Here is a 24,466-nt window from a genome sequence, read left to right as displayed (position 1 = left end):
TCCCCTCCTCGGGTCGTCGGGTGAGGGGAGGTTAACCGCCCGGCGCGACGGGGGGACAGCGGATTTCCGGCGCCGCTGTCCGGGGCTCCTCGTGGCGGGGGGCGTCACCCGTACGGGCGTTTCCGCGTAGCCGTGCCGGGAAGGGCGGCGCATGGTCGGTCTGACCTGTACGTCTTCATCCGGCCCTGGAGTCCTCATGGCACAGACCGCGCCCCCGCCGGGCACCCCGTCCTCGCCCTCCGTACCGCGTCCGGGGGACGAGAACCCCTGGGCCTCCGGCGGGGTCATGTTCGCCGGTGTACTGCTGCTGGTGGACGGGGTGCTCGACGCGATCAAGGGCATCGCCGGCATCGCGTCGGACGACGTGTACGCGCGGATCAACGACTACGTCTTCAAGTTCAACGTGACGGCCTGGGGCTGGATCCACCTCGTCCTCGGCATCGTCATCGCGATCGTCGGCTGGGGCATCCTCAGGGGCGCCGCCTGGGCGCGCGGGGCCGGGGTCGGGCTCGCGGCGCTCAATATGATCGCGAACTTCATGTGGCTCCCCTACCAGCCGGTCTGGGCCGTGGTCTCCCTCGCCATCGACACCTTCGTCATCTGGGCCCTGTGCACGGCGCGGAAACCGGTCATCTGACCGGTCGGTCCGGGACAGGATGGGTGCCGTTGTCAGTGGCGCGGGTCACACTGGAGACATGTGCCGCAGTATCAAGACGCTCCGACCGCCCGTTCTGCCCGAAGAGGCCACCGAGGAGGACATCCGCGCCGCCGCCCTGCAGTTCGTCCGCAAGGTCTCGGGCTTCCGGGCCCCGGCCGCGCACAACAGGGAAGTCTTCGACCGCGCCGTGGACGAGATCGCCGAGGCGACCGCCCGGCTGCTCGACGACCTGGAGATCCGGGGTGGTGTCAGGACGCCATAGGGGGCGCGGCTGCCGCGGCTGCGGCCGGGCGCCGCATGAGCAGCGCGGCGAAGGAGCCCGCGAGGAACAGGGCGAGGACCGAGACGGCCGTGCCCAGCCAGCTCGCGCCCAGCCACTGGGCGCCGAAGTAGCCGAGCCCCACGCTGTAGCCGGCCCAGGCCACGCCCGCGACAGCCGACCAGGGCAGGAATTCCTTCACCTTGCGGTGCGAGGCGCCCGCGCCCAGCGAGACGACCGAGCGCCCGGCCGGGGCGAAGCGCGCGATGACGACGAGGATGCCGCCGCCCCGGCTCAGGGCGGCGCCGAGGCGTTCCTGCGCGGAGGTCAGGCGGCGGGACCGGGCGATGGCGCGGTCCAGGCGCTCGCCGCCGTGCCGGGCCAGCCGGTACGCGGCGAAGTCGCCGAGCACCGAGGCGGTGGCGGCGCACAGGACGAGGGCCAGCAGGGAGGGGACCTCGGTCACCTGACGGGCGGCGCCCGCCGCGTCGGCCGCGACACCGGTGGTGCCGGCCGCGGCGGCCGTGGCGGCGGTGATCACCAGCACCCCGCTGGGGAGTACGGGGAGGAAGACGTCCAGCAGCACGGAGAGGGCGACCGCTACGTAGATCCATGGGCTGCCGGTCAGCGCACCCACACTCTCTAGCACCTACTACTCCCCGATCGGTAACAACGCCGCGACGTCGCAGGGGAGCGGCAGGAGCGGCAGGGTCAGCTGTACAGCGTACGCCTGCCGTTCACCCGGTGATCCATATATATGCGTGATGTTGGGCACCCCGGGTCGAGGGTGCCTTGAGCGCGTACCGCCGGGGAGCGGTTCCCGGCGGTACGCGAGGGGTGTGCGGGGCCCGGTCGGTCGGCGGGCCCGGGGGAGCGGGGAGAGGGGTCAGACGGCGACCGGGGAGTTCTGTTCCTGGGTGCGGTCCCGGCCCTGGCGGTCCGGGGTGTGGGCGGTGAGGAGGTTGTCCAGGGCCAGGGCGCCCGGGCCGGTGAAGACGAGCAGCAGGAAGACCCAGCAGAAGACGGCCGACGGCTCCCCGCCGTTCTGCAGGGGGAGGAGGGCGTGCGACTGGTGGACCGTGAAGTAGGCGTAGGCCATGGAGCCGGACGAGATCAGGGCGGCGAACCGGGTGCCGAGGCCCAGGGCCACGAGGACGCCGCCGACGAGCTGGATCACCGCCGCGTACCAGCCCGGCCAGGTGCCGGCGGGTATGGACCCGCCGCCGTGGGCGCCCCCGAGGACGCCGAAGACCGAGGCAGCGCCGTGGCAGGCGAAGAGCCCGCCGATGACGATGCGGAAGAGCGCGAGGACATAGGGCTGTGCCCGGTGGAGGTGTGGGGTCATGGGGGGAGGAGCTCCTTCGGTCTGGTGGGGACGTGAACCGACTGGGCGCAAAAGATTAGGTAGACCTCACCAATACTTGCAAGTTCAACGTTTTGTCGACTGGCTCAAATTCGACGGGCTGTTGTGAGCCGTTCGGCGGGCCAATACCGCCTCGAACTGGGCACCCTCGTTCCTTTGCTTGGCCTGAACCAATGGCGGCGCAGTTTTCCGGCCATGGGCGTCCGGTTCTGTCGGCGAGGGCTCCCACCACGGCACCCCCGGCTTTCACTGGGGCCCCACGGGAGTTCCGGGCCGCTCGCGCCCCGTTGGCGGACTGCGGGCCCGCCGGTGCGCCCGTGAGAGGGTGTGTGGCTTGTCATGAACAGCCGTAGTAGGCCGAAAACACGTCGGTGGCCCCGCCGGCCGGCCCCTCGTCGGGGCATCGGCCGGTGGAGCCACCGGAGTCGGGGTCGCGGTCGGGTGTTCCCGGGTTCAGCAGCCGCTGAGCGCGGACTGCAGGGCGGACTTCTCGGCCGAGTCGACGGACAGGTTGTAGTAGTGCTTCACGTGGACCCACGCGCGCACATAGGTGCACTTGTACGCGGCGCGGGGCGGCATCCAGGACGCCGGGTCCTGGTCGCCCTTGGACTGGTTGACGTTGTCCGTGACCGCGATCAGCTGCGGGCGGGTCAAGTCGTTCGCGTACGCCTGCCGTTGGGCGGTGGTCCAGCTGGACGCGCCCGAGCGCCACGCCTCGGCGAGCGGCACCATGTGGTCGATGTCCAGGTCGGACGCGGCGGTCCAGGTGGCACCGTCGTACTGCGAGTACCAACTGCCGCCGGTGGCGGCGCAGCTGGAGTCCTGGGTGACGTTCGTGCCGTCGCGCTTCAGGACGACCTCGCGGGTGTTGCAGGCTCCGGACTGGGTGATCCAGTGCGGGAACTTGTCCCGGCTGTACCCCGTGGACGAGCCCTCCGCCTTCACGGTGAGCTCGCTCAGATAGGTGCGGGCGGTGGACGCGGAGACCGGAGTGGGCATGGCCGCCTGGGCGCTCGGCGCGGTGAGCAGGCCGGTGGTGGCGGCGAGTGCGGCGGATGCGGCGAGGACGGCTATGCGACGCGCGTAGACACCTGACATGCGAACTCCCTTGATGTGGGGGGATGTGGACGGGCTGTCATGAACGGCCCGGCCATCGTGGCGGCGCCGGGTTTCCGTGGGGTGGGCGCCAGGTAACAGGGTGGCGACATGGGCACGTCACATCAAGAGATCTGACAAAGGGGTTCGTGGTGCGGGGGGCGCACGGGCCCGTGCGCGCGGGCGCGGTGAGCCGGGACGGCGCGGCGCCGAAGTCCGTGACCTGCGGGGGAGCGCATGCGCAAGGCCCCCGCCCGGGGTGGGCGAGGGCCGTACTGAGGTTCGTGGTGCTGGTGTTTGACGTGGGGTCAGCGGCCCCGGTGTGCGTCTTCCCTGGGGCGTCCGACGCCCCGCGGGAAGGTTATCGCGCCTCGATGTGCAGCGTGATCGCGCCGTCCGCCGCCGCCTCGACGCGCAGCTGCGTCAGGTCGGCCACGTGGACGTCCGGGGAGTGGGCCCCCGCGCGCGGGCCGACGCCCACCACGCGCATGCCCGCCGCCCGGCCCGCCGCGATGCCCGCCTCGGAGTCCTCGAAGACCACGCAGTCCGCCGGAGCGAAGCCCAGCGCCGCGGCGCCCTTGAGGAAGCCCTCCGGGTCCGGCTTGCTGGCCCCGACGCTCTCGGCGGTGACGCGGAGGTCCGGCATCCGCAGCCCCGCCGTGCCCATCCGGGCCGTCGCCAGCGCCAGGTCGGCCGAGGTGACCAGGGCGTGCGGAAGGGAGGCGATGGCGTCCATGAACGCGGGGGCGCCGCCGATCGGGACGACCCCGTCGGTGTCGGCGGTCTCCTCGGCGAGCATCACCTTGTTGTCCGCGTGGTTCTGCTCCATCGGGCGCTCCGGGAGCAGGACCGCCATGGTGGCGTAGCCCTGGCGGCCGTGGACGACCTTCAGCGCCTCTTCCGGGTCGAGACCGTTCCGCAGTGCCCAGCGGCGCCAGCAGCGCTCCACGACGGCGTCGGAGTTCACCAGGGTGCCGTCCATGTCGAGCAGCAGTGCTTTGGCGGTGAGGGCGGTGGCCGGCATGGGCGGGCTCCAGAACGGGGGGAAGCGAACGCCGCGGAGGTGGGCGGCGCGGGAGATCAAGCGGCCCCCGCCCGCCGGTCAGGGTGTGCGCGCAGGGGCCACTTTGTTTCTCCACGATACAAAAACGCGGTCGCGAATGCGAATCCCGTCCGGGAGATGGACCCGTCAGTGCCGCCCGCGCCCCGTCGTCACCGCCTCCAGGCGGCTCCGGGTGTTCGGTCCGTAGACCCCGTCCGGGTCCCCCTCGATGTTCCACCACGTCTGCAGGTCGCTCACGGCCCGCTCCGTGCGGTCCCCGTAGTCCGAGTCGACCGGGCCGTTGTACACCCAGACCTCCCGGAGCCGGTTCTGGAGCTCCGCGACCTCCGCGCCCCGGTCGCCCCGCCGCAGGGTCCCCGCCTCGTCCGGCGACGAGGGGGCCACGCCCTCGGCCGGTGCGCTGCTGCTCGCGGTGGCCGACGGGGACGCCGGGGTGCCCGCGCCCGGCGCCGAGGAGGATGCCGTGGCCGAGCGGGAGGCGGAGGCGGAGGGGGATGCGGAGGCGGACGACGACGCGGAGGCCGACGCGGACGAGGTGGGGGAGGCGGAACGGCTGGGCGGCGCGGAGGCGGAGGACGAGGCGGACGGCTCCGGCTCGCCGCTCTCCTCGGGGAGGCTGGTCACCGTGGAGGGGAGGGCCTGGTCCAGGTCGGCCTTGCCGTCGTCGTCGCCGTTGAACAGCCCGCCGACGAAGGCCGCCGTGCCGACCACGGCGACCACGGCCGCCCCCGCGATCACCGCGGCGAACGGCTTGCGGCGGCGCGGGGCCACCGGATCGCGGCCGGTGAGCAGGAGGGCGGTGCCGTCCGCGTCGTCGGCGTCCGCCGGAGGAGGGCCCGCCGGGTCCAGGAACAGCGGCATCGTGGTCGCCGCGTCGCCCTCGGGGCCGTACGCCTGCGGGGCGCCCGCTGGGGGTGCCGTGGGCGCCGCCGCGGCGGCGTCGCCCAGGGTCACGTACGGGCGGATGCGCAGCGGGTCGAAGTCCTCCGCCGCGGCCATCTCCGCGGACCGCTCGGCATGGTGCTCGTCGGCGATGCGCTGCTGTTCGGCGGCCCGCTCCGGGTCGGTGGCGTAACCCGGCGTACCGGTGTTCCGGGCCGCGCAGGCGCAGCCGGGAGTGGCGCCCGGTCTGCTCTCCGTACCGCACTCCGGGCATATATGTCCGGCCATCGTGGGTCCCCTCCCCTTGAACTGCCTGCGATTATGCAGCCCGCCGCCGAGAAGCCCAATCGGATGGGCTCCCGGCAGGCCATAACGGTGCGGAACGGACAGGATGGGGGTGTAGCGGACCCGAGGAGACGTTTCATGGCCCAGCAGCAGAGCCCCCCGGCCCCCGGCGCCCCCGGCGCGGAACACTCCACGCGGTCGGTCCTGGTGGCGATCGGCGCACTGCTCCTCGGCATGCTCCTCGCGGCACTCGACCAGACCATCGTCTCCACCGCGCTCCCCACCATCGTCAGCGACCTCGGCGGGCTCGAACACCTGTCGTGGGTGGTCACCGCCTATCTGCTGGCCTCGACCGCGGCGACCCCGCTCTGGGGGAAGCTGGGCGACCAGTACGGGCGCAAGAAGCTGTTCCAGACCGCGATCGTCATCTTCCTGATCGGCTCCGCGCTCTGCGGCCTCGCCCAGAACATGCCGCAGCTGATCGGCTTCCGCGCCCTTCAGGGGCTCGGCGGTGGCGGTCTGATGGTGCTGTCGATGGCGATCGTCGGCGACATCGTCCCGCCCCGCGAGCGCGGCAAGTACCAGGGGCTCTTCGGTGCCGTGTTCGGTGCGACGAGCGTCCTCGGGCCGCTGCTCGGCGGCTTCTTCACCCAGCACCTCAGCTGGCGCTGGGTCTTCTACATCAACCTTCCGATCGGCGTCGTCGCCCTCCTGGTGATCGCCGCCGTGCTGCACATCCCGGTCCGCCGGACGAAGCACACCATCGACTACCTGGGCACCTTCCTCATCGCCTCGGTCGCCACCTGCCTCGTCCTCGTCGCCTCGCTCGGCGGCACCACCTGGCCCTGGGGCTCCTGGAAGATCATCGGTCTCGCGGTGCTGGCCGTGGTGCTCCTGATCGCGTTCGTGTTCGTGGAGCGGCGCGCCACCGAGCCGGTGCTGCCGCTGAAGCTGTTCCGGATCAGGACCTTCAGCCTCGTCGCGGTGATCAGCTTCGTCGTCGGCTTCGCGATGTTCGGCGCGATGACCTATCTGCCGACCTTCCTCCAGGTGGTCCACGGCATCACGCCGACGATGTCCGGTGTCCACATGCTGCCCATGGTGTTCGGGCTGCTCATCACCTCGACGGTGTCGGGGCAGATCGTCAGCCGTACGGGCCGCTGGAAGGTGTTCCCGGTCGCCGGTACCGGCATCACCGCGATCGGGCTGCTGCTCCTGCACCGGCTGACGGTGTCCAGCGGCACCTGGGAGATGAGCGCGTACTTCTTCGTGTTCGGCGCGGGGCTCGGCCTGGTGATGCAGGTCCTCGTCCTGGTCGTGCAGAACGCCGTCTCGTACCGGGACCTCGGCGTGGCGACCTCGGGCGCGACGTTCTTCCGGTCCATCGGCGCCTCGTTCGGCGTGGCGATCTTCGGCACCATCTTCACCAACCGGCTGACCGACAAACTCGGCGACGCGCTCGACGGACGGCCGCTGCCGCCCGGGGTCGACGCGGACAGCCTGGCCGCCGACCCGCGGGCCATCGGACAATTGCCGGACGCGCTGCGCGGGCCGGTGCTCCAGGCGTACTCGACGTCGATCACGGACGTCTTCCTGTACGCGGCACCCGTCGTCCTGGTCGCCTTCCTCTTCGCCTGGCTGCTCAAGGAGGACAAGCTGCGCGGCTCGGTGACGGCACCTGACCCCAGCGAGACCCTGGCGTCCAACCCGGTCGAGCGCTCCTCGTACGACGAGTGCGCGCGGGCCCTGTCCGTGCTGGCCACCCGGGAGGGCCGTCGCGAGGTCTACGTCAGGATCACCGAGAAGGCGGGCTACGACCTGCTGCCCGCCGCCAGCTGGATGCTGCTGCGGATCAAGCGCCACGGCACGGTGGAGCCCGCCCGGCTCGCCGAGGTGGCGCCCGTGCCGCTGCGGGTGATCAACGACGCCGCCCGCCAGCTGGAGGGGCGCGGGCTCGTCCGGCGGGTCGGGGTGCAGATGGTGCTCACCGAGCCCGGCGCCGAGGCGGTGGTGAAGCTCGCCCAGGCTCGCGAGGACTCCCTCGCCGAGCTGCTGGGCGACTGGTGGGGGCCGGACCGGCCGACGGACCTGGTCGCGCTGGTCTCCGAACTGACGCGGGAGACCAGCGGGTCGAGCAAGGAGCGCCCGCACAGCCCGGAGCCGAAGCGCGACCACGCGGCGGGGCACCCGCAGCGGGACTGACCCGCGACCGTACGGGCGTGGCACGCCCTAAGCCTCCGGGGCCACCTTCTTCGCGAACCAGTGCTCCGCGTACTGCCCCTGGTTGAACGCCGGGACCTCCCGGAAACCGTGCTTGGCGTACAGGCCGCGCGCCTCCACCAGATCGTGCCGGGTGTCCAGCCGGAGCAGGGTCGCCCCCAGTGCCCGGGCCCGTTCCTCCAGCGCCGCGAGGAGCAGCCCACCGCCGCCCGTGCCCCGGACCTCCGGGCGGACGTAGACCCGGGTCAGCTCCGCCGTGTCCGCGTCCACGAGGACCAGGCCCCCGCAGGCGGCCGCCCGGCCGTCGAAGTGGCCGACGACGAAGTCACCGGTCGGCGCGGTCAGCAGCGCGGCGCCGTCGTCGGTGAGGCCGTCCTCGATCTCCTCGGCCGTCGCCGGACGCCCCCAGTAGCGGCCGGCCACCTCGGCGTAGTAGTCCCGCCGGAGCAGGGCCGCGGCCGGGGAGTCGAAGGGTTCGGGTGCGATGGTCCAGGTCATTGGGCCATTCTTGCTACCGCACATATGTATGAGCCAAGCGATTTCGAGGGGGCGGCGCGGTGGTGCGGGAGAGCGGGGCCCATGTGGTCCGGCGGCTCGGTGAGCGGTGGATCCGGGAGCTGGCCGGGCCGGGCGGTGACTTCGTCTGCTCGCCCGCCGGGCTGTGGCTGGCCCTGACGGCGCTCGCGGCCGGGGCGCGCGGGGAGACCGCCGAGGAGCTGCGGGCGGTGCTCGGGGCGGCCGGGGACGAGGCGGCCGGGGCGGCGACGGCCACGGCCCGGGCGCTGGCCGCCACCGACGGGCTGGGCGTGGCGACCCGGGTGTGGACCCGGACCCCGGTGCGCCGCGGGCTCCGGAAGGCGCTGCCGGACATCGGCTTCGGGCCCATGGACCCGGACAAGGCCGACGCCTGGGTCCGGAAGACGACCGGCGGGCTCATCGAGCGGCTGCCGGTGGCCGTGAACGCCCAGACGCTGCTGGTGCTCGTCAACGCGCTCGCGGTCCGGACCGACTGGGTGTTCCCCTTCAACCGGGAGGTGACCCGGGACCGGCCGTTCACCGACGCGGCGGGGGTCACCCGGGAGGTGCCCACGATGTTCGGGGAGCCCCCGGCGATGGACATCTGGATGACCGGCGGCGCGTTCGTCGTGGATCTGCGCTGCTCCGGGCAGCGCGGCGGGCCGCCGCCGGTCAAGGTGCGCCTTGTGCTGGGGCGGCCGGGCGACGGGGCGGCCGAGGTGCTCCCGGCGGCCTGGGCGCCGAAGGAGGCGCGGACCGCCCTGAAAGCGGACGTCCTGACCATCGCGGTCCCCCGCTTCTCCCTCCGTACGCACATCCGGGCGACCGACCACCTGCGGGCGCTCGGGATCCGCCTGGCGACGACCCCCGCCGCCGACTTCTCCGGGCTCTCGGCCACCCCGCTCATGCTCTCCGAGGCGGTGCAGGAGGCCGTGCTGACGGTGACCGAGGAGGGGCTGTCGGCGGCCGCCGTGACGGTGCTGCCCGCACCGGCCGGGGCGGAGCCGGGCCCGCCCCCGCGCCGCCTGCACGTCGCCTTCGACCGGCCCTTCGGCATCGCCGTCCTGGACCCGGGCGAGGAGGTCCCGCTCTTCGCCGGATGGCAGGCGGAGACCCCCTCGGAGAGCTAGGCCCTAGCTCAGCGGCGGCGGCGTGAAGACCGGGGGCGGGGGCGCTACCGGGCGCCGCCGCCGGGTGCGTACGACCAGGAACAGGGGCAGGGCCACCAGCAGCACCGCGCCCCCGAGCAGCGTCAGCATCCAGGCGGGCATGCCGCCCCAGGTCAGCAGCGCGTCCCGGTACACGACGGTCCGGTACGGGGTGTCCTCGGCGGTCGCCCGCAGCTCGTGGTCGCCGTCGATCCGCTCCGGCGACGGGAAGTACTGGTCGATGGCCGTCACGAAGACCGGCTTGTCCCCGGTGACCGCCGCCAGCGCCTCGTACCGCTCCTCCGCCGGGTCGACACGGCCCGCGTACGCGACCTTCGGGGGCCGCCCGCCGATCGCGCCGCGCGGTTCCATGCGGTGGTCGGCCAGGATGTACAGGTCCAGGGACTGCGGGGTGGCGGCCAGCTTCGACAGGCGCATCGGATAGACCAGCCGGTCGCTGGCGAACCGCAGCCGCAGCGGTTCGAGCGTCCCGCTCAGCGTGCCCCACCGTTTCTCGGGGGCGAGGCGCACCGCCACGTACTCCCACTTCTGCTCGACGTACGGGGTCAGGGCCGTGGTCAGGCGGTCCGGGAGCTCGAAGCCGTTCTCCTTCAGCCACTTCCCCAGCGCCTCCGGGTCGGTCGCGGCCAGCCGCGCCACGTCGAACGGGCCGAGCCGTTCCCGGCCGACCACGTCGACCGGGGCGCCGTCCTTGGGGGCGGCGCCGTAGACGTCGGGGTACCGGCGTTCGCCGAACGGCCAGTCCTCGTCGCCCGGCCAGAAGTGGTACCGCTTCTCGGTGACCGGCGCGGTGAGGGACGTCAGCTCGGAGAAGAGCTCCGCGTCACCCAGCTCGACCGTGGCGCGGTGCGGCACCGGCATGATCCAGGCGGCGGTCCGCGAGTTCCCCCGGACGCTCAGCTGCATGACGATCTGCTCGGTGCGGCCGTCCCAGGTGACCGCCGACGTTTCCCGGTCGACCACCATCCGGCTGTCCTGGTGGACCACCATCGCCCCGCAGCCGCAGGCGTACGCCGGTGCGATCAGCGACCCCACCTGAAGCGACACCAGCATCAGGAGCAGGGAGAGCCCCCGGACCGCCCAGCCCCCCGTCCTTCCGTTTCTCCCCGTGCGCCGCATCTTCCGTCCTCCCCGTCGTTACTGATCACGGGCTCAGACGTGCCCGGGTCCCGGCCGGTTCCGGCCGCGCCGCGCACCCGGGGGAGGGATCTTTCGGCCAAAGCCGGGTGACAGTCAGGCGTAAAAGGGGTTGATTGGGTCTACCCAAGAGCACAATGCGAAGGTTTCACACATGCCGGACAATCGGCCGGCATTAGACCTTGGAGGGTCGGCGCAGCGTGGCGAACGCGGAGCACGGTGGCAGCACAGGCGCGACGGCGGGAGCGGGGACCGGAAGGGTACGGGCGGTGCTCTGGCTGCTCGTGGCCGCACTGGCCGTCCGGCAGATGGCGGTGGTGCTGCGGCAGCCGCCGGGCGAACGGCTCACCGATCTGGAGACCTGGATCGGTGAGAACGGGGTCCTCCATGTGACCGGTTCGCTGTACGACACCGACCGGTTCACCGGCACCCCGTTCTCCGGGCTCGTCCTCAAGCCGCTGACCCGTACCGCCGAACAGAGCCTCGGGGTCGCCTGGACCTTCGGCTCGCTGCTGCTCGTCGCCGCCCTCGGCCTCGTCGCCGCCCGCGCCCTGCCGGGGCCGGTCGGCCGGCGCACCGCGCTGCTCGCCGCGCCCGTCGCGATCAGCCTGCTGATGCTCTCGCTGCCGGTGCGCAACGCCTTCCACCTCGGCCAGGTCAGCATCCTGCCCGTCCTCCTGGTCCTCGTCGGCCTCTTCGCCGTCCGGGGCGAGCGCAAGGCAGGAGCGCTCATCGGCGTCGCCGCCGCCCTCCAGCCGACCGTGCTGCTCTTCGCCCTCCTGCTGTGGCTCACCGGAAGACGCCGTTCCGCGCTCACCGCGGCCGCCGCGTTCGCCGCCTGCACGGCGCTGGCATGGGCCGCGATGCCGCACGACTCATGGACGTACTGGGTGCACCACGTCGCCGGGGCGGGCCTCGGCGACCAGGCGGACAGCCTGGCCAACCAGTCCCTGCACGGCGCGCTGCTGCGCCTGGGCCTCGCCGGGCCGCCGGAGATCGCGCTGTTCCTGGCGCTGGCCGCCACCGTCGGTGTCATCGGCCTGCGCCGCGCCGTGCGGTACGCGCGCGACGGGCAGCTCCTGCTCGCCGTGGCCGTCACCGGCTGCGTCGCCGTCGCCGTGTCCCCGACCGCCTGGCAGCACCAACTGCTCTGGGTGCTGCTCGCCGTGGTCGGCCGGGCGGGCCGCAGCGCCTCCGACCGGCTCGTGTGGCCGGCCGTCGTGGTCCTGGTGACCACGCTGCCGGGCACGATGCTGCTGCCGAACATCGGGGCGGTGTTCCCGGTGCGCGACAACGTGCTGCTGATCGCCGCACTCGGGGCCGCCTGCGTGACGCCGTTCCTGCCGCGCACCTCCCCGTACTGGCGAAAGCCCGTGCCCACCGCGTACGCGAAGCCCGTCCCGGCCCGCTGGAGCCGGGTGCCGCTGCTGCCCGTCTGGCGGCGGGTGCTCAGCCGGCCCAACCTGCTCCTGGAACTCCTTCTGATCCGTGTCGTCTACTCCGCGTACGGGCACGTCAGGCTGGCCGCCACGGCCGGGCGGGACACCGCCGAGCGGCACGGGCACCAGATCCACTCGCTGGAACAGTGGCTGCATATCGACATCGAGCACCGGATCAACCACGCGGTCGCGGGCGTCGGCCCGCTGCGGGACTTCTTCGACTACTACTACTCGACGTTCCACTTCGTCGTCCCGCTGGCGATCCTCGCCGTGCTGTACGTGCGCCGCCCCGCCGATTACCGCTGGGCGCGGTCCACCCTCGGCTTCGCCACGCTCCTCGCGCTCGTCGGCTTCTGGCTCTACCCGCTGGCCCCGCCGAGGCTGATGCCCGGGCTCGGCTTCATCGACACGGTCCACGGGGTGCAGGACTTCAGCAAGCCCGACTACGGGGCGCTGACGGCGGTGACCAACCAGTACGCGGCGATGCCCTCGCTGCACTTCGGCTGGTCCCTGTGGTGCGGGGTGATCATCGTGCTGCTCGCCCCCAAGGTGTGGATGAAGGCGCTCGGAGTGCTGCATCCGTTGTTCACGGTCTCCGCGATCGTCGCGACCGCCAACCACTGGGTGCTGGACGCGGTGGGCGGGGCGGCCGTCGTCGCGCTCGGGTTCCTCATCGCGTACGTGCTGGCGGGGCCGCGCCGGCTGCGGGGGGCGCCGGAGGCGCCGGAGGGCGAAGCGGTCCGTGCGCCGGAGGGCCAAGCGCTGGCGGGCAGCCGGTAGCCCGTGCGACGACGAAGGGGTGCGGGAGACGTGAAAACGTCCCCGCACCCCTTCGCCCTGTGGATCGTCGCCCCTCCAGCATCCGCCCGCCGTCCGCCCCTCGCCACCCGGACGGCCTACGGCCCCAGCGCCCACGCGGCCACCGACAGCGTGACCATCGACACCAGCGTGGAGGCCACGATCGCGTCGCGGGCGGGCCCCGTGTCCAGGCCGTACTCGCGGGCGTAGATGAAGGAGTTCTGCGCGGTGGGCAGCGCCGCGCACAGCACGACCGCGAGCAGCTGGTGGTCCGGGAGGCGCAGCAGCGGGCCCGCGACGAGCAGGGCGGCCAGCGGCTGGCCCAGCGTCTTCACGGCGACCACGGCCGAGGTCGCCGCCCGCTCCCGGCGCGCCCGGCCCCCGCCCCCCGGGGCCCGGTGCAGCGAAAGGCCCAGTGTGATCAGGGCCGTCGGCACCGCCGCCGCGCCGAGCACGTCGCACGGGTGCGTCACGGCGGCCGGCAGCCGCAGCCCCGTCGCGGAGACGGCCACACCGAGCAGCGAGGCCAGGATGATCGGGTTGCGCAGGGGCATCGTGAGCAGCCGCCGCACTCCGCCGCCGGGGCGCCGCCCGTCCGCCCCGCGCGTCCCGGAGTCCAGCAGGGTCAGGATCACCGGCGAGAGCACCAGCACCTGGAAGAGGATGACCTGCGCGACGAACGAGGCGTCGCCCAGCACCTGGACCGCCACCGGGATGCCCAGGTTCGCGGAGTTCACATGGCCCGAGGACATGGCGCCGATCGCCGCGTCCGCCCGCCCCCGGCCGAAGACCCGCCGGACGAGGACGAACCCGGCCCCCGCCGCGACGGCCGTGCTCGCCGCGAACGCCACCATCGACGGATGGCCGAACACGTCCGGGCTCGCCCCCGACACCATCGTGAACAGGGCGGCGGGCATGGCCACATGGAAGACGAACCGGCCGAGCACGGCCTCCGCCTGCTCCCCGAGCAGCCCGCCGCGCCCGACCGCGTAACCGATGCCGGTCAGGACCCAGATGGGGGCGAAGGCGGAGAGCAGGGCATGCATGGCCGCCATGATCCCCGTACGCCTGTTCGGTACGGTGGCTGGCCCCCGGGCCGGGGTGCACTCAAGTGCACCCCGGCCCGGGGGCCCACGCGGATGCCGGTGCGGAGACCCCTCTCCTACCGTCATGGACATGAATAACAATGCGATCAACTCGCCCCGGAAGCACGGAAGTCGGCGCCTCGTCGCGGCGGCCGCCGCGCTGGTCCTCGCCGCACTGGGCACCGTGCCGGCCGCCGCGGCGGCCGGGCCCGCGACCGGCCACGGAGCGGCGGTCGCCGGCCGGCACCAAGCGCGCGGGACCCTCCTCGCCGTCACCCCCGTCGCCCGCCACGACCGGGCCGGGGTGACCGCCTTCCTCGCCGGCGCCGGCATGAGCACGGACACCGTGCGCCACGGCCTCCGCGCCTACCGCCTCACCTACGCGACGATCACCCCGCAAGGCCGCCCCACCACCGCCACCGGCCTCCTCGTACTGCCCGACGGCGGCGCCCACCGGCTGGACCTCGTCTCCGACACCCACGGCACGATGGCCCACCGCGACTACGCCCCCTCGGTCGGCGAGGACTTCGGCCGCTACGCCCCCTACCTGCACGCCTCCGCCGGGCGCGCGGTCGCCGCCCCGGACTACCTCGGACTCGGGAAGGGCCCCGGCCGCCACCCGTACATGGACACCGCCTCGGCCGTCAGCGCCTCGCTCGACATGCTCCGCGCCTCGCGCACCGCGGCGCTCCGGCTGGACCGCCCGCTCACCGGCGAGGTGTACGCGAGCGGCTTCTCGCAGGGCGGCCAGGTCGCCATGGCCCTCGGCAAGGCCCTTCAGCACGGCGCCGACCGGCATTTCCGGCTGCGCGCCCTGGCGCCCGTCTCCGGCCCGTACGACATCGAGCACGCCGAGACGCCCGCCCTCTTCGACGGCCGCGTCAACGACACCAGCGGAATCTTCTACATGACGTACTTCCTCACCGCGCAGAACCGGCTGCACCCGTTGTGGAAGGACCCGTCCGAAGTGTTCCGGGAGCCGTACGCGGGGCTCGTCGACGGCCTCTTCGACGGCAGCCACTACGAGGAGGAGATCATCCCGGCCCTCCCCGCGACCCTGAAGGAACTGCTCACCGACGCCTACTACCGCGAGCTCCAGCACCCCACCGGCGCCCTGCTCGCCGCGATCCGCGCCCAGGACTCCACCTGCGCCTGGAAGCCCGCGGTCCCCGTGCGCCTCTTCACGTCGTCGGGCGACACCGACGTGCCCCTCGCCAACGCCCGCAGCTGCGCGGCCGAACTGGCGAAGCGGGGCGTGAAGGCGCCGGTCGTCGACCAGGGTGACCTGAGCCACAACGAGACGTATCTGGCGTCGGGCCCCGAGATCGTGCGCTGGTTCGACCGGCTGGCGGCGCGCCGCTGACATCCGGCCCCGGACAGGCCGAAGCCCCGGCCGCGCGGGGCGGTCGGGGCTTTCGGGTCCACTGGCTCGGGCCGGGCCGGCTCAGTACCAGTTGTGGGCCTGCCAGAAGGACCAGGCGCCACAGGGGCTGCCGTAGCGGGAGTTCATGTAGTCCATGCCCCACTTGATCTGCGTGCCGGGGTTGGTCTTCCAGTCCGAGCCGGCGGACGCCATCTTCGAACCGGGCAGCGCCTGGACCAGGCCGTAGGCGCCGGAGGAGGCGTTGGTCGCGCTCGGGTTCCAGCCGCTCTCGTGGCTGACGATGTTGCTGAAGCACTGGAACTGGGCGTCGTCGCCGATCATCTGCTTCGCCGTGTCCTGGGCACTCCCGGCGGAGGCCGGTGCGGCGGACGGGGCCGCCATGGCCGGGGAGACACCCAGGCCGATGCCGGTGGCGCCCAGCAGCACGGAGGCGCCTGCGATGGCGGCCTTGCGACGGGTGGTGCGGGGCTTGGCGATGAGGTTACGGGCGAACGTCACAGGGAACCTAACGGTGGGGAACGGGGGAGTCGCGGCTCGGTCCGAAATCCTGCGTGGACCGGCGCTCGTTGACCGCGATCCCGGTGAGGACCCTGCGGTGCTCGGCGACGGGATCCAGTCTTAGCGAGCCTGTTCAGCCGTGGCAACGACCCCCGTTACGACCATGCCTCGCACCCGGGGCCGAAGGTCCTGAACCGCCTCAAACCGCTCCATAGCAGGTCGCGCGGGGTGCGGCCGGGCCCGGTGGGCCGGGCGCGCGCCTCCTAAGCCGATTCGTACAGGACCAAGGTCCTGTGGGTGCCCTCACTCGCCAGGGGAGCCGAATGTGACCTGGGCCTCAAAGGAAGCGCGCCGCGTCGCCCGCCGCAGCGCCTTCAGCAGCGGTGCCCCGACCGCCAGCGTCAGCACGATCGTGAGGACCGCCCGGCCCAGGTCCCAGCCGAGCGAGGTCGTCGCGCAGTACGCGAGGAAGCGGACCAGGTTGTCGCCCAGCGGGTCACCGGCCTGGAACGAGATGCCCGAGGCGAGGCCCGGCACGATCGTCCAGCCGTACAGATTCATGATCGTTCCGTACGCCAGCGAGGCGACGGCCCCGTAGGCCGCGAGCATCAGCAGCTCGCCGCGCCCGCGCAGCCGGTCCGGGCCGGGCAGCAGCCCCGCGCCCATCGTGAACCAGCTCATCGAGAGCATCTGGAACGGCATCCACGGCCCCACCCCGCCGGTCAGCAGCGCGGACGCGAACATCGTCACGGACCCCAGCACGAAGCCGAAGCCCGGCCCCAGCACCCGCCCGCTCAGCACCATCAGGAAGAACATCGGCTCCAGGCCCGCCGTGCCCGCCCCCAGCGGGCGCAGCGCCGCCCCGACCGCGGCCAGCACCCCCAGCATCGCGACCGCCTTCGCGTCGAGCCCGGCGTCCGCGATCATCGCGACCACCACCCCGACCAGCAGCGGCAGCAGCGCGGCGAACAGCCACGGCGCGTCCTGCGCGTGCGCGAGCCCCGAGTCCCGGTCCGCGAGCAGCGGCCACCCGAAGGCGGCGATCCCGATGGCGCTGATCAGCACCAGCGCGACGACCGCCCGGGGGCCCAGCCGGACCGGGCGGCCACGCCTCTCCACCTCGCTCACGCGCCACCCTCCAGCGCCGCGCGGACCTGCGGGACGGTGAGCCATTCCTGCGGGGCGAGGATCTTGGCGGTCTGCGGGGCGAACGCGGGCGAGGACACCACGACCTCGGCGGTCGGGCCGTCCGCGACGACCTCCCCGTCGGCGAGGATCACCACCCGGTGCGCCAGCTCGGCGGCCAGCTCCACGTCATGGGTGGCGAGCACGATGGCGTGGCCCTCGGCGGCGAGCGCGCGCAGCACCCCGACCAGCCGGGCCTTCGCCGCGTAGTCCAGCCCCCGGGTCGGCTCGTCCAGGAGCAGCAGCGGCGGCCGGGCGGTGAGCACCAGGGCGAGGGCCAGGGCCAGGCGCTGCCCCTCGGACAGGTCGCGGGGGTGCGTGTCGTCCCCGACGCCCGGCAGCAGCTCCGAGACCAGGGCCCGGCAGCTGCCCGGCTCCGCCCCGGCATCCGCGTCCGCCGCCGCGCACTCGGCGGCGACCGTGTCCGCGTACAGCAGATCGCGCGGCTCCTGCGGTACGAGGCCGACGCGGCGCACCATCTCGCGCGGCGGCGTCCGGTGCGGGGGCAGGCCCCCGGTCAGGACGGTGCCGGAGGTGGGCTCGACCATGCCGACGAGGGCGCCGAGCAGCGTGGACTTGCCCGCACCGTTGCGCCCCATCAGGGCCACGGTCTCGCCCGCCCCGACGGTGAGCGACACCCGGCGCAACGCCTCGACCCGGCCGCGCCGCACCCCGAGCCGTTCCACCCGGGCGGCGGGGGCGCCGGCGACGGGTTCCGGGGCGGGGGCGGTCCGCGGGGCGCGGCCGAAGAGGCGGGCGAGGGCGCCCCGGCGGGGGGCGGTGGGACGGCCCGGCCATGCGGGCGCGGAGGGCCGGGGCGCGCCCGGCGCCGGGTGCGGGGCGGCCTCCGCCGGGGTCCCCGCCCCCGGCGCCACGTCCGCCAGCCGGTCCCGCAGGGCGCCGGCCCTCCGTCGCGCGTCGCGGACCGTGAGGGGCAGCGGTTCCCAGCCGGCGAGGCGGCCGAGTGCGACGACCGGGGGGTGCACCGGGGAGACCGCCATCACCTCGGCGGGCGCGCCCATGACCGGGGCGGCCCCCGGCGAGGGGAGCAGGACGACCTGGTCCGCGTACTGCACCACGCGCTCCAGCCGGTGTTCCGCCATCAGGACCGTGGTGCCCAGGTCGTGGACGAGCCGCTGGAGGACCGCGAGGACCTCCTCGGCCGCCGCCGGGTCCAGCGCGGACGTCGGCTCGTCCAGGACCAGCACCCGGGGATGCGGGGTGAGGACCGAGCCGATCGCGACCCGCTGCTGCTGGCCCCCGGACAGGGTGGCGATCGGGCGGTCGCGCAGCCCGGCCAGGCCCAGCAGGTCGAGGGTCTCCTCGACCCGCCGCCGCATCACGGCCGGGGCCAGACCCAGCGACTCCATGCCGTAGGCGAGCTCGTCCTCGACCGTGTCGGTGACGAAGTGCGCCAGGGGGTCCTGGCCCACCGTGCCCACCAGGTCCGCCAGCTCCCGGGGCTTGTGCGTCCGGGTGTCCCGCCCGCCCACGGTGACCCGTCCGGTCAGCCGGCCGCCCGTGAAGTGCGGCACGAGCCCCGAGACGGCACCGAGCAGCGTCGACTTGCCGACCCCCGAGGGGCCGACGAGCAGCACCAGCTCACCCTCCGGGACGGTCAGGTCGACCCCCGAGAGCGTGGGGCGCTCGGCCCCGTCGTACCGCACCGAAACAGCGTCGAACCGGATCACACCTGCTCCTGGAAGCCTGTGGGGGAGGGCGGGACGGGCGCGACCACCGCCGGAAGCAGCCCGAGCAGTACGGCGGCGGCCGGCCACAGCGGCAGTACGGGCGCGATCAGCGGTACGACCCCGGGGTGCAGCGCCGCCGGGTCGGTGTTTCCGGCCCGGATCATCGCCACGGCGACGGCCGCGCCGGACCCGGCGATCAGCCAGGCCCGTACGTCCCAGCGGTCGGGCCGGTAGCGGGTCCGCACCGAACGCGCCCCGCCGAGCCGCAGCCCCGCCATCGCCGCGAGGAGACCTGCGGCCAGCAGCGGGAGGCCGTAACCGGCGCCCTCGGCGGCGAGCAGACCGTACGTACCGGCGCACACGCCGAGCAGCCCGCCGAGCGTCAGGACGTTCGTGGTGTGCCGGACGGCGGCCGGGACGCGGGCGGTGCGCCCGTAACCGCGCGCGTCCATGGAGGCGGCGACGGCGACCGACCGTTCGAGGGCGCCCTCCAGGACCGGAAGGCCGATCTGGAGGACGGCCCGCACGCCGCCGGTCGGGCGGCCTCGCAGCCGGCGGGCGGTGCGCAGCCGCAGCACGTCGGCGACCATGTTCGGCGCGAACGTCATCGCCACGACGACGGCGACCCCGGCCTCGTAGAGCGCGCCGGGCAGCGACTTCAGCAGCCTGGCCGGGTTGGCGAGGGAGTTCGCCGCGCCGACACAGATCAGCAGGGCCGCCAGCTTCGCCCCGTCGTACAGCGCGAACAGCAGTTGCTCGGCGGTGACCCGGCCGCCGATCCGGACGCCCTTCGCCCAGTCGGGCAGCGGCACCTCGGGCAGCGTGAACAGGGTGTGCGTGCCGGGGATCGGGGAGCCGAGGAAGACGGAGAACAGCAGCCGGACCGCGATCACGAAGAGCCCGATCCGGATGAACATGCCGTACGACCGGGCCCACGGCGCGTCCGTGCGGCGCGCCGCCACCACGTAGCCGGCGACCCCGACCAGCAGGCCGAGCAGGAGCGGGTTGGTGGTCCGGGACGCGGCGGTGGCCAGGCCCAGCGCCCACAGCCACCACGCCCCGGCCGGCACCGCGTTGGAGCGGGTCGCGGCGGGGGCGCGCCAGGCGGGGAGCCGGTCCGCGGTGGTCTCCGCGCGGCCGGCCGTCGAGCCGGTCATCCGCGGCGGCGGCGGGCCTGCGCGACTGCGGCGATGCCGAGGAGCAGCACGGCGCCGATCCCGACGAGGACGCCCGCGGACGGGCCGCCGTCGTCGCCGTGGCCGCCGGTGGAGGCGGCGTCGGACGCGGCGGCCGATGCGGGTGCCTTGCTGCCGCCGTCCGCGCCGCCGCCGTTCGAACCGCCGCCGTCCGCGCCGCCCGTCGCGGGGCCGGAGACCTGCTCGCCGCAGCCCGTGGCCGGGTATCCGGAGATCGCGCAGAGCATCGCGCTCGCGTCGTAGCGCAGCGGCTTGGCGACCGCCGCCAGGGCCTCCGCGCTGCTCGCGTCCTCCGCGACCCGCGCGCAGGCGGTACGCGGCGGGGGCGGGGTCTCCCCGTCCGGCGCGTCGGACGCGGTACCCGGGTCGATGACGACGGCGACGCGCTTGCTGCCGTCCTTCGCCGGGGTGTCCGCGCAGATCTTCGCGAAGTCGGGGGTGCCGCGCGGCTTGGAGGCGTCCTGGGAGTCGGCGCTCACCGAGAAGCGGAAGCCCTGCACCGACCCGTCCTCGGGCCGGACGAGCGACGGCCCCTGGGTGGCGTACGACCAGCCGCTCGCGGAGCCCTCCCAGAACGACCAGTAGCGGTAGCCCGCCGCCTGCGCCGTGCCCGCGCCGAGCAGCGCCAGGACGGCGCCGACGACCAGGAGCGCGGCGGCTCGTGCGACGCGGCTCACAGCTGCTGGTTCTTGCGGCGGCCGCTGATCAGGAAGCCGGCGCCCGCGCCGACCGCGAGGCCGATGCCGACGAACCACCAGACGCCGCCGATGCCGTCGCCGTCGCCGCTGTCCTTCTTCTCCTCGTCCTCCGTGGCCGTCGGCTCGGGCTTCTTCACGGCGGCCGGTTCGGGGCCGGTGGCGTTCAGCTGGGCGACGAGGTCGGCGCCGCCGAAGTCGTGGACGTCGGCCCCGGTCGCGTGGGCGGCCAGGATCAGCTGGGCGTAGGCGGCGGGGCCGCTCTGCTTCGCCCAGGCGGCGGAGTTCTTCTTCAGCCAGGCGACCGAACCGGCCGCCTTGTCCTTGTGCCCGGCGGCGGACAGGGCGACGACGGCGTCGGCGGTGTTGCCGAAGTCGGGCTGCGGGGCGCTGTCCTCCGCGCCGGGCATCTTCGGCAGGTCCAGGTGGCCGTTCTTCGCGAGGGCGGTCGTGAGGTAGGAGGCGCCGTTCTGCGCGGCCTGCTCCGGTTCGAGCGGGGAGCCCTTGTGGCAGGCGGGGTCCTTCACGGCCGCGTTGTCGGAGACGACCAGGCCCTTGCCGAGCGCGCCGAGGACACCGGCGGCGGTGGCGTCACCGTTGGCGGCGAGCTTGCCGGACTTGTCGGGCTGGTAGGCGAAGGCGCCGCCGTCCTTGCCGCCGCAGGGGATGGAGAACGTCAGCAGCGCGGCGTACGGGGTCCTGCCGCCGTGCGTCGTCACGTCGCCCAGCTTCTCGCCGGCCCGGGCGAGGGTGCCGATCACGATGGACGTGGAGTTCGCGTCGCTCGGGCTGCCGGCGGTGTAGCCCCAGCCGCCGTCCTCGTTCTGGACGGACTTCAGCCAGCTGACCGCGTTCGCGACGGCGTCCTGGTGGCCGCCGATCGCGCGCAGCGCCTGGGCGGCGGCGGCCGTCGCGTTGGTGTCGACCACCGTCTTGTCGGTGCAGGGCGCGGAGGCGTCCGGACGGTACGCGGGGAAGGCTCCGCTGTCGCACTGCTGGCCGGTCAGCCAGTCGACGGCCTTCGTGGCCGGAGTCACACCGGTGGCCTGCTGCGCGAGGAAGGCGAGAGACTGCCGCCACACCCCGTCGTACGTCGGGTCGCCGGTGCCGTAGAGCCCGGAGGGCAGGGCGGCCGAGGGAGAGGGCGACGGCGCGGCGACGGCGGCCGGGGCGGCGGCCGCGCAGAGCGCGGCGGCGGTGACGGCGAGCGCGGTGGCGCTGCGGCGTGCGGTCATGGCGGGCGGTGCCTCTCCTGGGGGCCGGGCACGGCACACACGGCACCAGGCTCCGGCTCCGTATTCCTCGACGGGGCGGGCCGCCGGGGTTCCGGCGGCGTGAGCGGGTCACGACTCGGGCAGGGCATTCCGACTTTCGCCTCGCGGCGGTTTACGGCTGCGGGTCAGTGCCGGATTCGCACCGGCTTCCCCCTGAACGGGCATAGTGACGACGCGGCCAGTCTAGCGGGCGGGGTTTGTCCCCCTCCCCGCCCCTTCCCGAACGGGGCGCCGCCCCGGACCCCGCTGCTCAAGCGCCGCAGGGGCTGAAAACGCCACCGCCTAGACTCGGGCCCGTGAGCAGTGACGACGCCGCCCTCGACGCGCTGGCGGTCCTCGGGGACCCCGTGCGCCGTGGGCTGTACCGACACGTGGCCGCCGCCCAGGGCGACGTCACGCGGGACGCCGCGGCGGACGCGGTCGGGGTGACGCGGGCCGTGGCCGCGTTCCACCTGGACAAGCTCGTGGACGCCGGGCTCCTGGACACCACGTTCCGGCGGCTCTCCGGCCGGACCGGCCCCGGCGCCGGGCGGCCCTCCAAGCTGTACCGGCGGGCGGCCGGCGAGCACGCCGTGTCCGTACCGCCGCGTTCGTACGACACCGTGAGCCAGTTGCTCGCCGAGGTGGTCGAACGCGCCGGGCTCGACAACGAGTTGCAGGCGGCGGCGCGCGCGGCCGGGGAGGCGGCGGGTGCGGCGGACCCCGTCCACACGTTGCGCGAGCGCGGCTACGAGCCGTACTGGGACTGCGGGAAACTCCGCCTCAACAACTGCCCGTTCCACGCGCTGGCCGAGCAATTCCCGGCCCTGGTCTGCGGGATGAACCTCGCCGGCATCGAAGGACTGCTCCCCGAGGGCTGGAAGGCGGCCATGGAGCCGCTGCCCGAAGGCTGTTGCGTCGCGATCGAGGGCCCCGAGGCGGCCGCCGAAGTCTAAAAAAGAATCCGTTGACTTTAGAAGGTTCACCCGGCCATGCTTGGCCCGTGAACGACTTCCACCTTGCCCAGGTCAACGTCGGGCGCATCCTCGCCCCGCTCGACAGCCCCCAGCTCGCCGACTTCGTCGCGCAGCTCACCGAGATCAACGCCCTCGCCGACCGCGCCCCCGGCTTCGTCTGGCGGATGGTGGACGACGGCGGGACCGACGCGACGGGCCTGCGCCCCGAGGACGGGGACCCGCTCCTCCTGTTCAACTGCTCGGTCTGGGAATCGGTCGACGCGCTGAAGGCGTACGTGTACCGCAGCGATCACCTGAGGGTCATGGCCCGCCGCCGCGAGTGGTTCGAGCGACTGGCCGAGCACCACATGGCCCTGTGGTGGGTCCCGGCCGGCCACCGCCCGAGCGTCCAGGAAGCGATGGACCGGGTCGCCCTGCTCCGTGCGAAGGGCGACACCCCCGACGCCTTCACCTTCCGCGCCCCGCACCCGCCGCCCGGCACTCCCTAGAGCATCCGCACATCCGCGTCCGGGAGCTTCGCCCACCAGTGGTGGTAGCGGTTGTAGACCACCCGCTCACGGGCGCCGAGGAACGCGGTCAACGCATCCGCCTCCGCGGCGAGTCCGTCCCAGACGGCGGGCGGCAGCGGACGGAACGCCGTGGCCTCGACCCCCTCGGCCGTCGGCCGCCACACGCCCGCGACGAAGCCGTCCACCAGCAGGGTCGGCAGCACGTCCCCGTTGCGCCGGATCACCAGCGGGCGGTACTCCGGCGGTATCACCCGGTCCCGGTCCGCATAGGCCAGCAGCGTGGAGTCCCACATCGCCATGAGCCTGGACGGGGCCGGTGTGTCGGCGTCCGGCCGGGAGGCGCCCGGGAGGTCGAACAGCACCTCACCGCCCGGCCCCCGAAGCCGCTCCACCTCGTCCGCCAGGGCCGCCAGCTCCGCCCGGACCGGCGCCCGCCCCACCATCGAGAACTGCGCCACGTCCGCGACCGACGCCGGGCCGAACCCGGCCAGGTACCGCAGGATCAGCGTGCGCAGCGCCGCCCGGTCCACCTCCCGGCCCCGGGGTGCGGGGCCCTCGCCCGCCGCGATGAACGTGGCACGCGTGCCGAAGGACCACGGCGGACCGGCCGGGACGTGATGGAGCGGCGCGTAGTTCTTCATGCCCCACCACACCGCGTCCTTGCGCTCCGCCCCGAACCGCTCCGCCAGCCACGCCTGGATCTCCGCCGACGTCCTCGGTGTACGGGCGAACTCCACGACCTCCGCGACCAGCTCCTCGCCGTCGGCCGGGGTGAGCCCGGACGCGGTGAACCGGGAACCCAGCCGCGAGCCGTACAGCACCGGCTGCATCGCCGCCCGGAACGCCGGGTAGTCCTCGGCGTGCACCGCGTGCAGCGTGATCCGCATGAGCGTCGCCTTCACCACCGACCGCTCCGCGAAAGCCGCGTCGAGCGCCTCCGGGGCGAAGCCCGAGAGCCGGTTCCACAGGGCGATGTAGGGCGAGGCCGGCTGCTGGGCCTGGAGCGCGACCACCCGTCGCACTCCCTCGGCCGCGGTCAGCGGCTCACGGGCCAGGAGCAGTTGGCGGCTGAGGGTCGCCCGGTTGAGGGCGCGCGCGGTGATCGTCAC

23 protein-coding genes and 1 riboswitch are annotated in these 24,466 nt (G+C 73.8%); of the genes, 8 read left to right on the top strand and 15 right to left on the bottom strand.

The features are described 5' to 3' along the window. Positions 1–196 precede the first annotated feature (196 nt). The gene (locus tag ACZ6C6_RS02910) at positions 197–637 is read left to right on the top strand and encodes a DUF7144 family membrane protein (protein WP_469198440.1); all 441 of its coding nucleotides are present in this window, start codon (positions 197–199) and stop codon (positions 635–637) included. 58 nt (positions 638–695) lie between these two features. Then, positions 696–920 carry a DUF2277 domain-containing protein gene (locus ACZ6C6_RS02905; RefSeq protein ID WP_469198438.1) on the top strand — a complete coding sequence of 75 codons (225 nt, stop codon included), beginning with the start codon at positions 696–698 and terminating at the stop codon, positions 918–920. Here ACZ6C6_RS02905 and ACZ6C6_RS02900 read toward each other — a convergent pair. The 5 genes from ACZ6C6_RS02900 to ACZ6C6_RS02880 all read right to left on the bottom strand — a co-directional run bounded on the left by ACZ6C6_RS02900 (position 907) and on the right by ACZ6C6_RS02880 (position 5,608). Beyond that, complete coding sequence (locus ACZ6C6_RS02900; protein WP_026171563.1) at positions 907–1,566, bottom strand: DedA family protein; 660 nt, start codon at positions 1,564–1,566, stop codon at positions 907–909. The genes ACZ6C6_RS02905 and ACZ6C6_RS02900 overlap by 14 nt on opposite strands. Positions 1,567–1,803: 237 nt before the next feature. Next, positions 1,804–2,262 carry a DoxX family protein gene (locus ACZ6C6_RS02895; RefSeq protein WP_469198436.1) on the bottom strand — a complete coding sequence of 153 codons (459 nt, stop codon included), beginning with the start codon at positions 2,260–2,262 and terminating at the stop codon, positions 1,804–1,806. Between the two features lie 471 nt (positions 2,263–2,733). Continuing rightward, a complete protein-coding gene (locus tag ACZ6C6_RS02890; RefSeq protein WP_469198434.1) occupies positions 2,734–3,378 on the bottom strand; it encodes an HNH endonuclease family protein in 645 nt (214 codons plus the stop codon). Positions 3,379–3,736: 358 nt separating this feature from the next. Beyond that, positions 3,737–4,399, bottom strand: coding sequence for an HAD-IA family hydrolase (locus tag ACZ6C6_RS02885; RefSeq protein ID WP_469198432.1), 663 nt, complete (start codon positions 4,397–4,399; stop codon positions 3,737–3,739). Positions 4,400–4,564: 165 nt separating this feature from the next. Beyond that, positions 4,565–5,608, bottom strand: coding sequence for a peptidoglycan-binding domain-containing protein (locus ACZ6C6_RS02880; RefSeq protein ID WP_469198430.1), 1,044 nt, complete (start codon positions 5,606–5,608; stop codon positions 4,565–4,567). Between the two features lie 135 nt (positions 5,609–5,743). On the opposite strand from ACZ6C6_RS02880, the gene ACZ6C6_RS02875 reads away from it, so the two are divergent. After that, the gene (locus ACZ6C6_RS02875; RefSeq protein WP_469198429.1) at positions 5,744–7,807 is read left to right on the top strand and encodes an MDR family MFS transporter; all 2,064 of its coding nucleotides are present in this window, start codon (positions 5,744–5,746) and stop codon (positions 7,805–7,807) included. A 27-nt stretch (positions 7,808–7,834) separates the two neighbouring features. Here ACZ6C6_RS02875 and ACZ6C6_RS02870 read toward each other — a convergent pair whose 3' ends face one another. Next, positions 7,835–8,323: a GNAT family N-acetyltransferase gene (locus tag ACZ6C6_RS02870; RefSeq protein ID WP_469198427.1), complete on the bottom strand. Its 489-nt coding sequence runs from the start codon at positions 8,321–8,323 to the stop codon at positions 7,835–7,837. Positions 8,324–8,382: 59 nt separating this feature from the next. Here ACZ6C6_RS02870 and ACZ6C6_RS02865 point away from each other — a divergent pair, with 59 nt between their 5' ends. After that, positions 8,383–9,471, top strand: coding sequence for a serpin family protein (locus tag ACZ6C6_RS02865; RefSeq protein ID WP_469198425.1), 1,089 nt, complete (start codon positions 8,383–8,385; stop codon positions 9,469–9,471). A 3-nt stretch (positions 9,472–9,474) separates the two neighbouring features. On the opposite strand, the gene ACZ6C6_RS02860 is transcribed toward ACZ6C6_RS02865, so the two are convergent. Continuing rightward, the gene (locus tag ACZ6C6_RS02860; RefSeq protein ID WP_469198423.1) at positions 9,475–10,563 is read right to left on the bottom strand and encodes a DUF2330 domain-containing protein; all 1,089 of its coding nucleotides are present in this window, start codon (positions 10,561–10,563) and stop codon (positions 9,475–9,477) included. Between the two features lie 353 nt (positions 10,564–10,916). Between ACZ6C6_RS02860 and ACZ6C6_RS02855 the strand changes: the two genes are divergently transcribed. Then, entirely contained in the window at positions 10,917–12,866 is a 1,950-nt protein-coding gene (locus tag ACZ6C6_RS02855; protein ID WP_469198421.1) for a bifunctional glycosyltransferase 87/phosphatase PAP2 family protein, read from the top strand. A gap of 116 nt (positions 12,867–12,982) precedes the next feature. On the opposite strand, the gene ACZ6C6_RS02850 is transcribed toward ACZ6C6_RS02855, so the two are convergent. Then, complete coding sequence (locus tag ACZ6C6_RS02850) at positions 12,983–13,939, bottom strand: AEC family transporter (protein ID WP_469198419.1); 957 nt, start codon at positions 13,937–13,939, stop codon at positions 12,983–12,985. Positions 13,940–14,054: 115 nt separating this feature from the next. On the opposite strand from ACZ6C6_RS02850, the gene ACZ6C6_RS02845 reads away from it, so the two are divergent. Continuing rightward, positions 14,055–15,332, top strand: a complete 1,278-nt coding sequence (locus ACZ6C6_RS02845; protein ID WP_469198417.1) for an alpha/beta hydrolase family protein — start codon at positions 14,055–14,057, stop codon at positions 15,330–15,332. A gap of 81 nt (positions 15,333–15,413) precedes the next feature. Here ACZ6C6_RS02845 and ACZ6C6_RS02840 read toward each other — a convergent pair whose 3' ends face one another. The 6 genes from ACZ6C6_RS02840 to ACZ6C6_RS02815 form a co-directional block, all read right to left on the bottom strand. Next, entirely contained in the window at positions 15,414–15,851 is a 438-nt protein-coding gene (locus tag ACZ6C6_RS02840) for an aggregation-promoting factor C-terminal-like domain-containing protein (RefSeq protein ID WP_469198415.1), read from the bottom strand. 303 nt (positions 15,852–16,154) lie between these two features. Next, positions 16,155–17,024 carry an ECF transporter S component gene (locus ACZ6C6_RS02835; protein WP_469198413.1) on the bottom strand — a complete coding sequence of 290 codons (870 nt, stop codon included), beginning with the start codon at positions 17,022–17,024 and terminating at the stop codon, positions 16,155–16,157. Continuing rightward, positions 16,976–18,727: an ABC transporter ATP-binding protein gene (locus tag ACZ6C6_RS02830; protein ID WP_469198412.1), complete on the bottom strand. Its 1,752-nt coding sequence runs from the start codon at positions 18,725–18,727 to the stop codon at positions 16,976–16,978. Before ACZ6C6_RS02830 ends, ACZ6C6_RS02835 begins: the two co-directional genes overlap by 49 nt. Continuing rightward, on the bottom strand, positions 18,724–19,884 hold the full coding sequence (locus ACZ6C6_RS02825) for an energy-coupling factor transporter transmembrane protein EcfT (RefSeq protein WP_469198410.1): 1,161 nt from the start codon (positions 19,882–19,884) through the stop codon (positions 18,724–18,726). Before ACZ6C6_RS02825 ends, ACZ6C6_RS02830 begins: the two co-directional genes overlap by 4 nt. After that, positions 19,881–20,600: an SCO2322 family protein gene (locus ACZ6C6_RS02820; protein ID WP_469198408.1), complete on the bottom strand. Its 720-nt coding sequence runs from the start codon at positions 20,598–20,600 to the stop codon at positions 19,881–19,883. The genes ACZ6C6_RS02825 and ACZ6C6_RS02820 overlap by 4 nt, the downstream gene beginning before the upstream one ends. Further along, entirely contained in the window at positions 20,597–21,853 is a 1,257-nt protein-coding gene (locus tag ACZ6C6_RS02815) for a prenyltransferase/squalene oxidase repeat-containing protein (protein WP_469198406.1), read from the bottom strand. The genes ACZ6C6_RS02820 and ACZ6C6_RS02815 overlap by 4 nt, the downstream gene beginning before the upstream one ends. A 101-nt stretch (positions 21,854–21,954) precedes the next feature. Continuing rightward, positions 21,955–22,090, bottom strand: a riboswitch (cobalamin riboswitch). Between the two features lie 98 nt (positions 22,091–22,188). Between ACZ6C6_RS02815 and ACZ6C6_RS02810 the strand changes: the two genes are divergently transcribed. Together ACZ6C6_RS02810 and ACZ6C6_RS02805 are read left to right on the top strand one after the other, a co-directional pair. After that, positions 22,189–22,827 (top strand): helix-turn-helix transcriptional regulator, encoded by a 639-nt coding sequence (locus ACZ6C6_RS02810; protein WP_469198404.1) that lies wholly within the window; start codon positions 22,189–22,191, stop codon positions 22,825–22,827. Between the two features lie 47 nt (positions 22,828–22,874). Beyond that, positions 22,875–23,336 carry a DUF3291 domain-containing protein gene (locus tag ACZ6C6_RS02805; protein ID WP_469198401.1) on the top strand — a complete coding sequence of 154 codons (462 nt, stop codon included), beginning with the start codon at positions 22,875–22,877 and terminating at the stop codon, positions 23,334–23,336. Here the strand turns inward: ACZ6C6_RS02805 and ACZ6C6_RS02800 are convergent. Then, entirely contained in the window at positions 23,333–24,466 is a 1,134-nt protein-coding gene (locus ACZ6C6_RS02800) for a winged helix DNA-binding domain-containing protein (protein WP_469198399.1), read from the bottom strand. The genes ACZ6C6_RS02805 and ACZ6C6_RS02800 overlap by 4 nt on opposite strands.

Source organism: Streptomyces sp. NPDC041814, from assembly GCF_055590565.1.
Note: the sequence above shows the minus strand (reverse complement) of the source record. Positions and strands in the feature narration are given on the sequence as shown.

Excerpts from the sequence above, each read along its gene's own strand:
- ACZ6C6_RS02910 (WP_469198440.1), top strand. The coding sequence starts at position 197 with ATGGCACAGACCGCGCCCCCGCCGGGCACCCCGTCCTCGCCCTCCGTA.
- ACZ6C6_RS02905 (WP_469198438.1), top strand. The coding sequence starts at position 696 with ATGTGCCGCAGTATCAAGACGCTCCGACCGCCCGTTCTGCCCGAAGAG.
- ACZ6C6_RS02895 (WP_469198436.1), bottom strand. The coding sequence starts at position 2,262 with ATGACCCCACACCTCCACCGGGCACAGCCCTATGTCCTCGCGCTCTTC.
- ACZ6C6_RS02890 (WP_469198434.1), bottom strand. The coding sequence starts at position 3,378 with ATGTCAGGTGTCTACGCGCGTCGCATAGCCGTCCTCGCCGCATCCGCC.
- ACZ6C6_RS02885 (WP_469198432.1), bottom strand. The coding sequence starts at position 4,399 with ATGCCGGCCACCGCCCTCACCGCCAAAGCACTGCTGCTCGACATGGAC.
- ACZ6C6_RS02880 (WP_469198430.1), bottom strand. The coding sequence starts at position 5,608 with ATGGCCGGACATATATGCCCGGAGTGCGGTACGGAGAGCAGACCGGGC.
- ACZ6C6_RS02875 (WP_469198429.1), top strand. The coding sequence starts at position 5,744 with ATGGCCCAGCAGCAGAGCCCCCCGGCCCCCGGCGCCCCCGGCGCGGAA.
- ACZ6C6_RS02870 (WP_469198427.1), bottom strand. The coding sequence starts at position 8,323 with ATGACCTGGACCATCGCACCCGAACCCTTCGACTCCCCGGCCGCGGCC.
- ACZ6C6_RS02860 (WP_469198423.1), bottom strand. The coding sequence starts at position 10,563 with ATGCTGGTGTCGCTTCAGGTGGGGTCGCTGATCGCACCGGCGTACGCC.
- ACZ6C6_RS02850 (WP_469198419.1), bottom strand. The coding sequence starts at position 13,939 with ATGGCGGCCATGCATGCCCTGCTCTCCGCCTTCGCCCCCATCTGGGTC.
- ACZ6C6_RS02845 (WP_469198417.1), top strand. The coding sequence starts at position 14,055 with ATGGACATGAATAACAATGCGATCAACTCGCCCCGGAAGCACGGAAGT.
- ACZ6C6_RS02835 (WP_469198413.1), bottom strand. The coding sequence starts at position 17,024 with ATGGCTCACCGTCCCGCAGGTCCGCGCGGCGCTGGAGGGTGGCGCGTG.
- ACZ6C6_RS02825 (WP_469198410.1), bottom strand. The coding sequence starts at position 19,884 with ATGACCGGCTCGACGGCCGGCCGCGCGGAGACCACCGCGGACCGGCTC.
- ACZ6C6_RS02815 (WP_469198406.1), bottom strand. The coding sequence starts at position 21,853 with ATGACCGCACGCCGCAGCGCCACCGCGCTCGCCGTCACCGCCGCCGCG.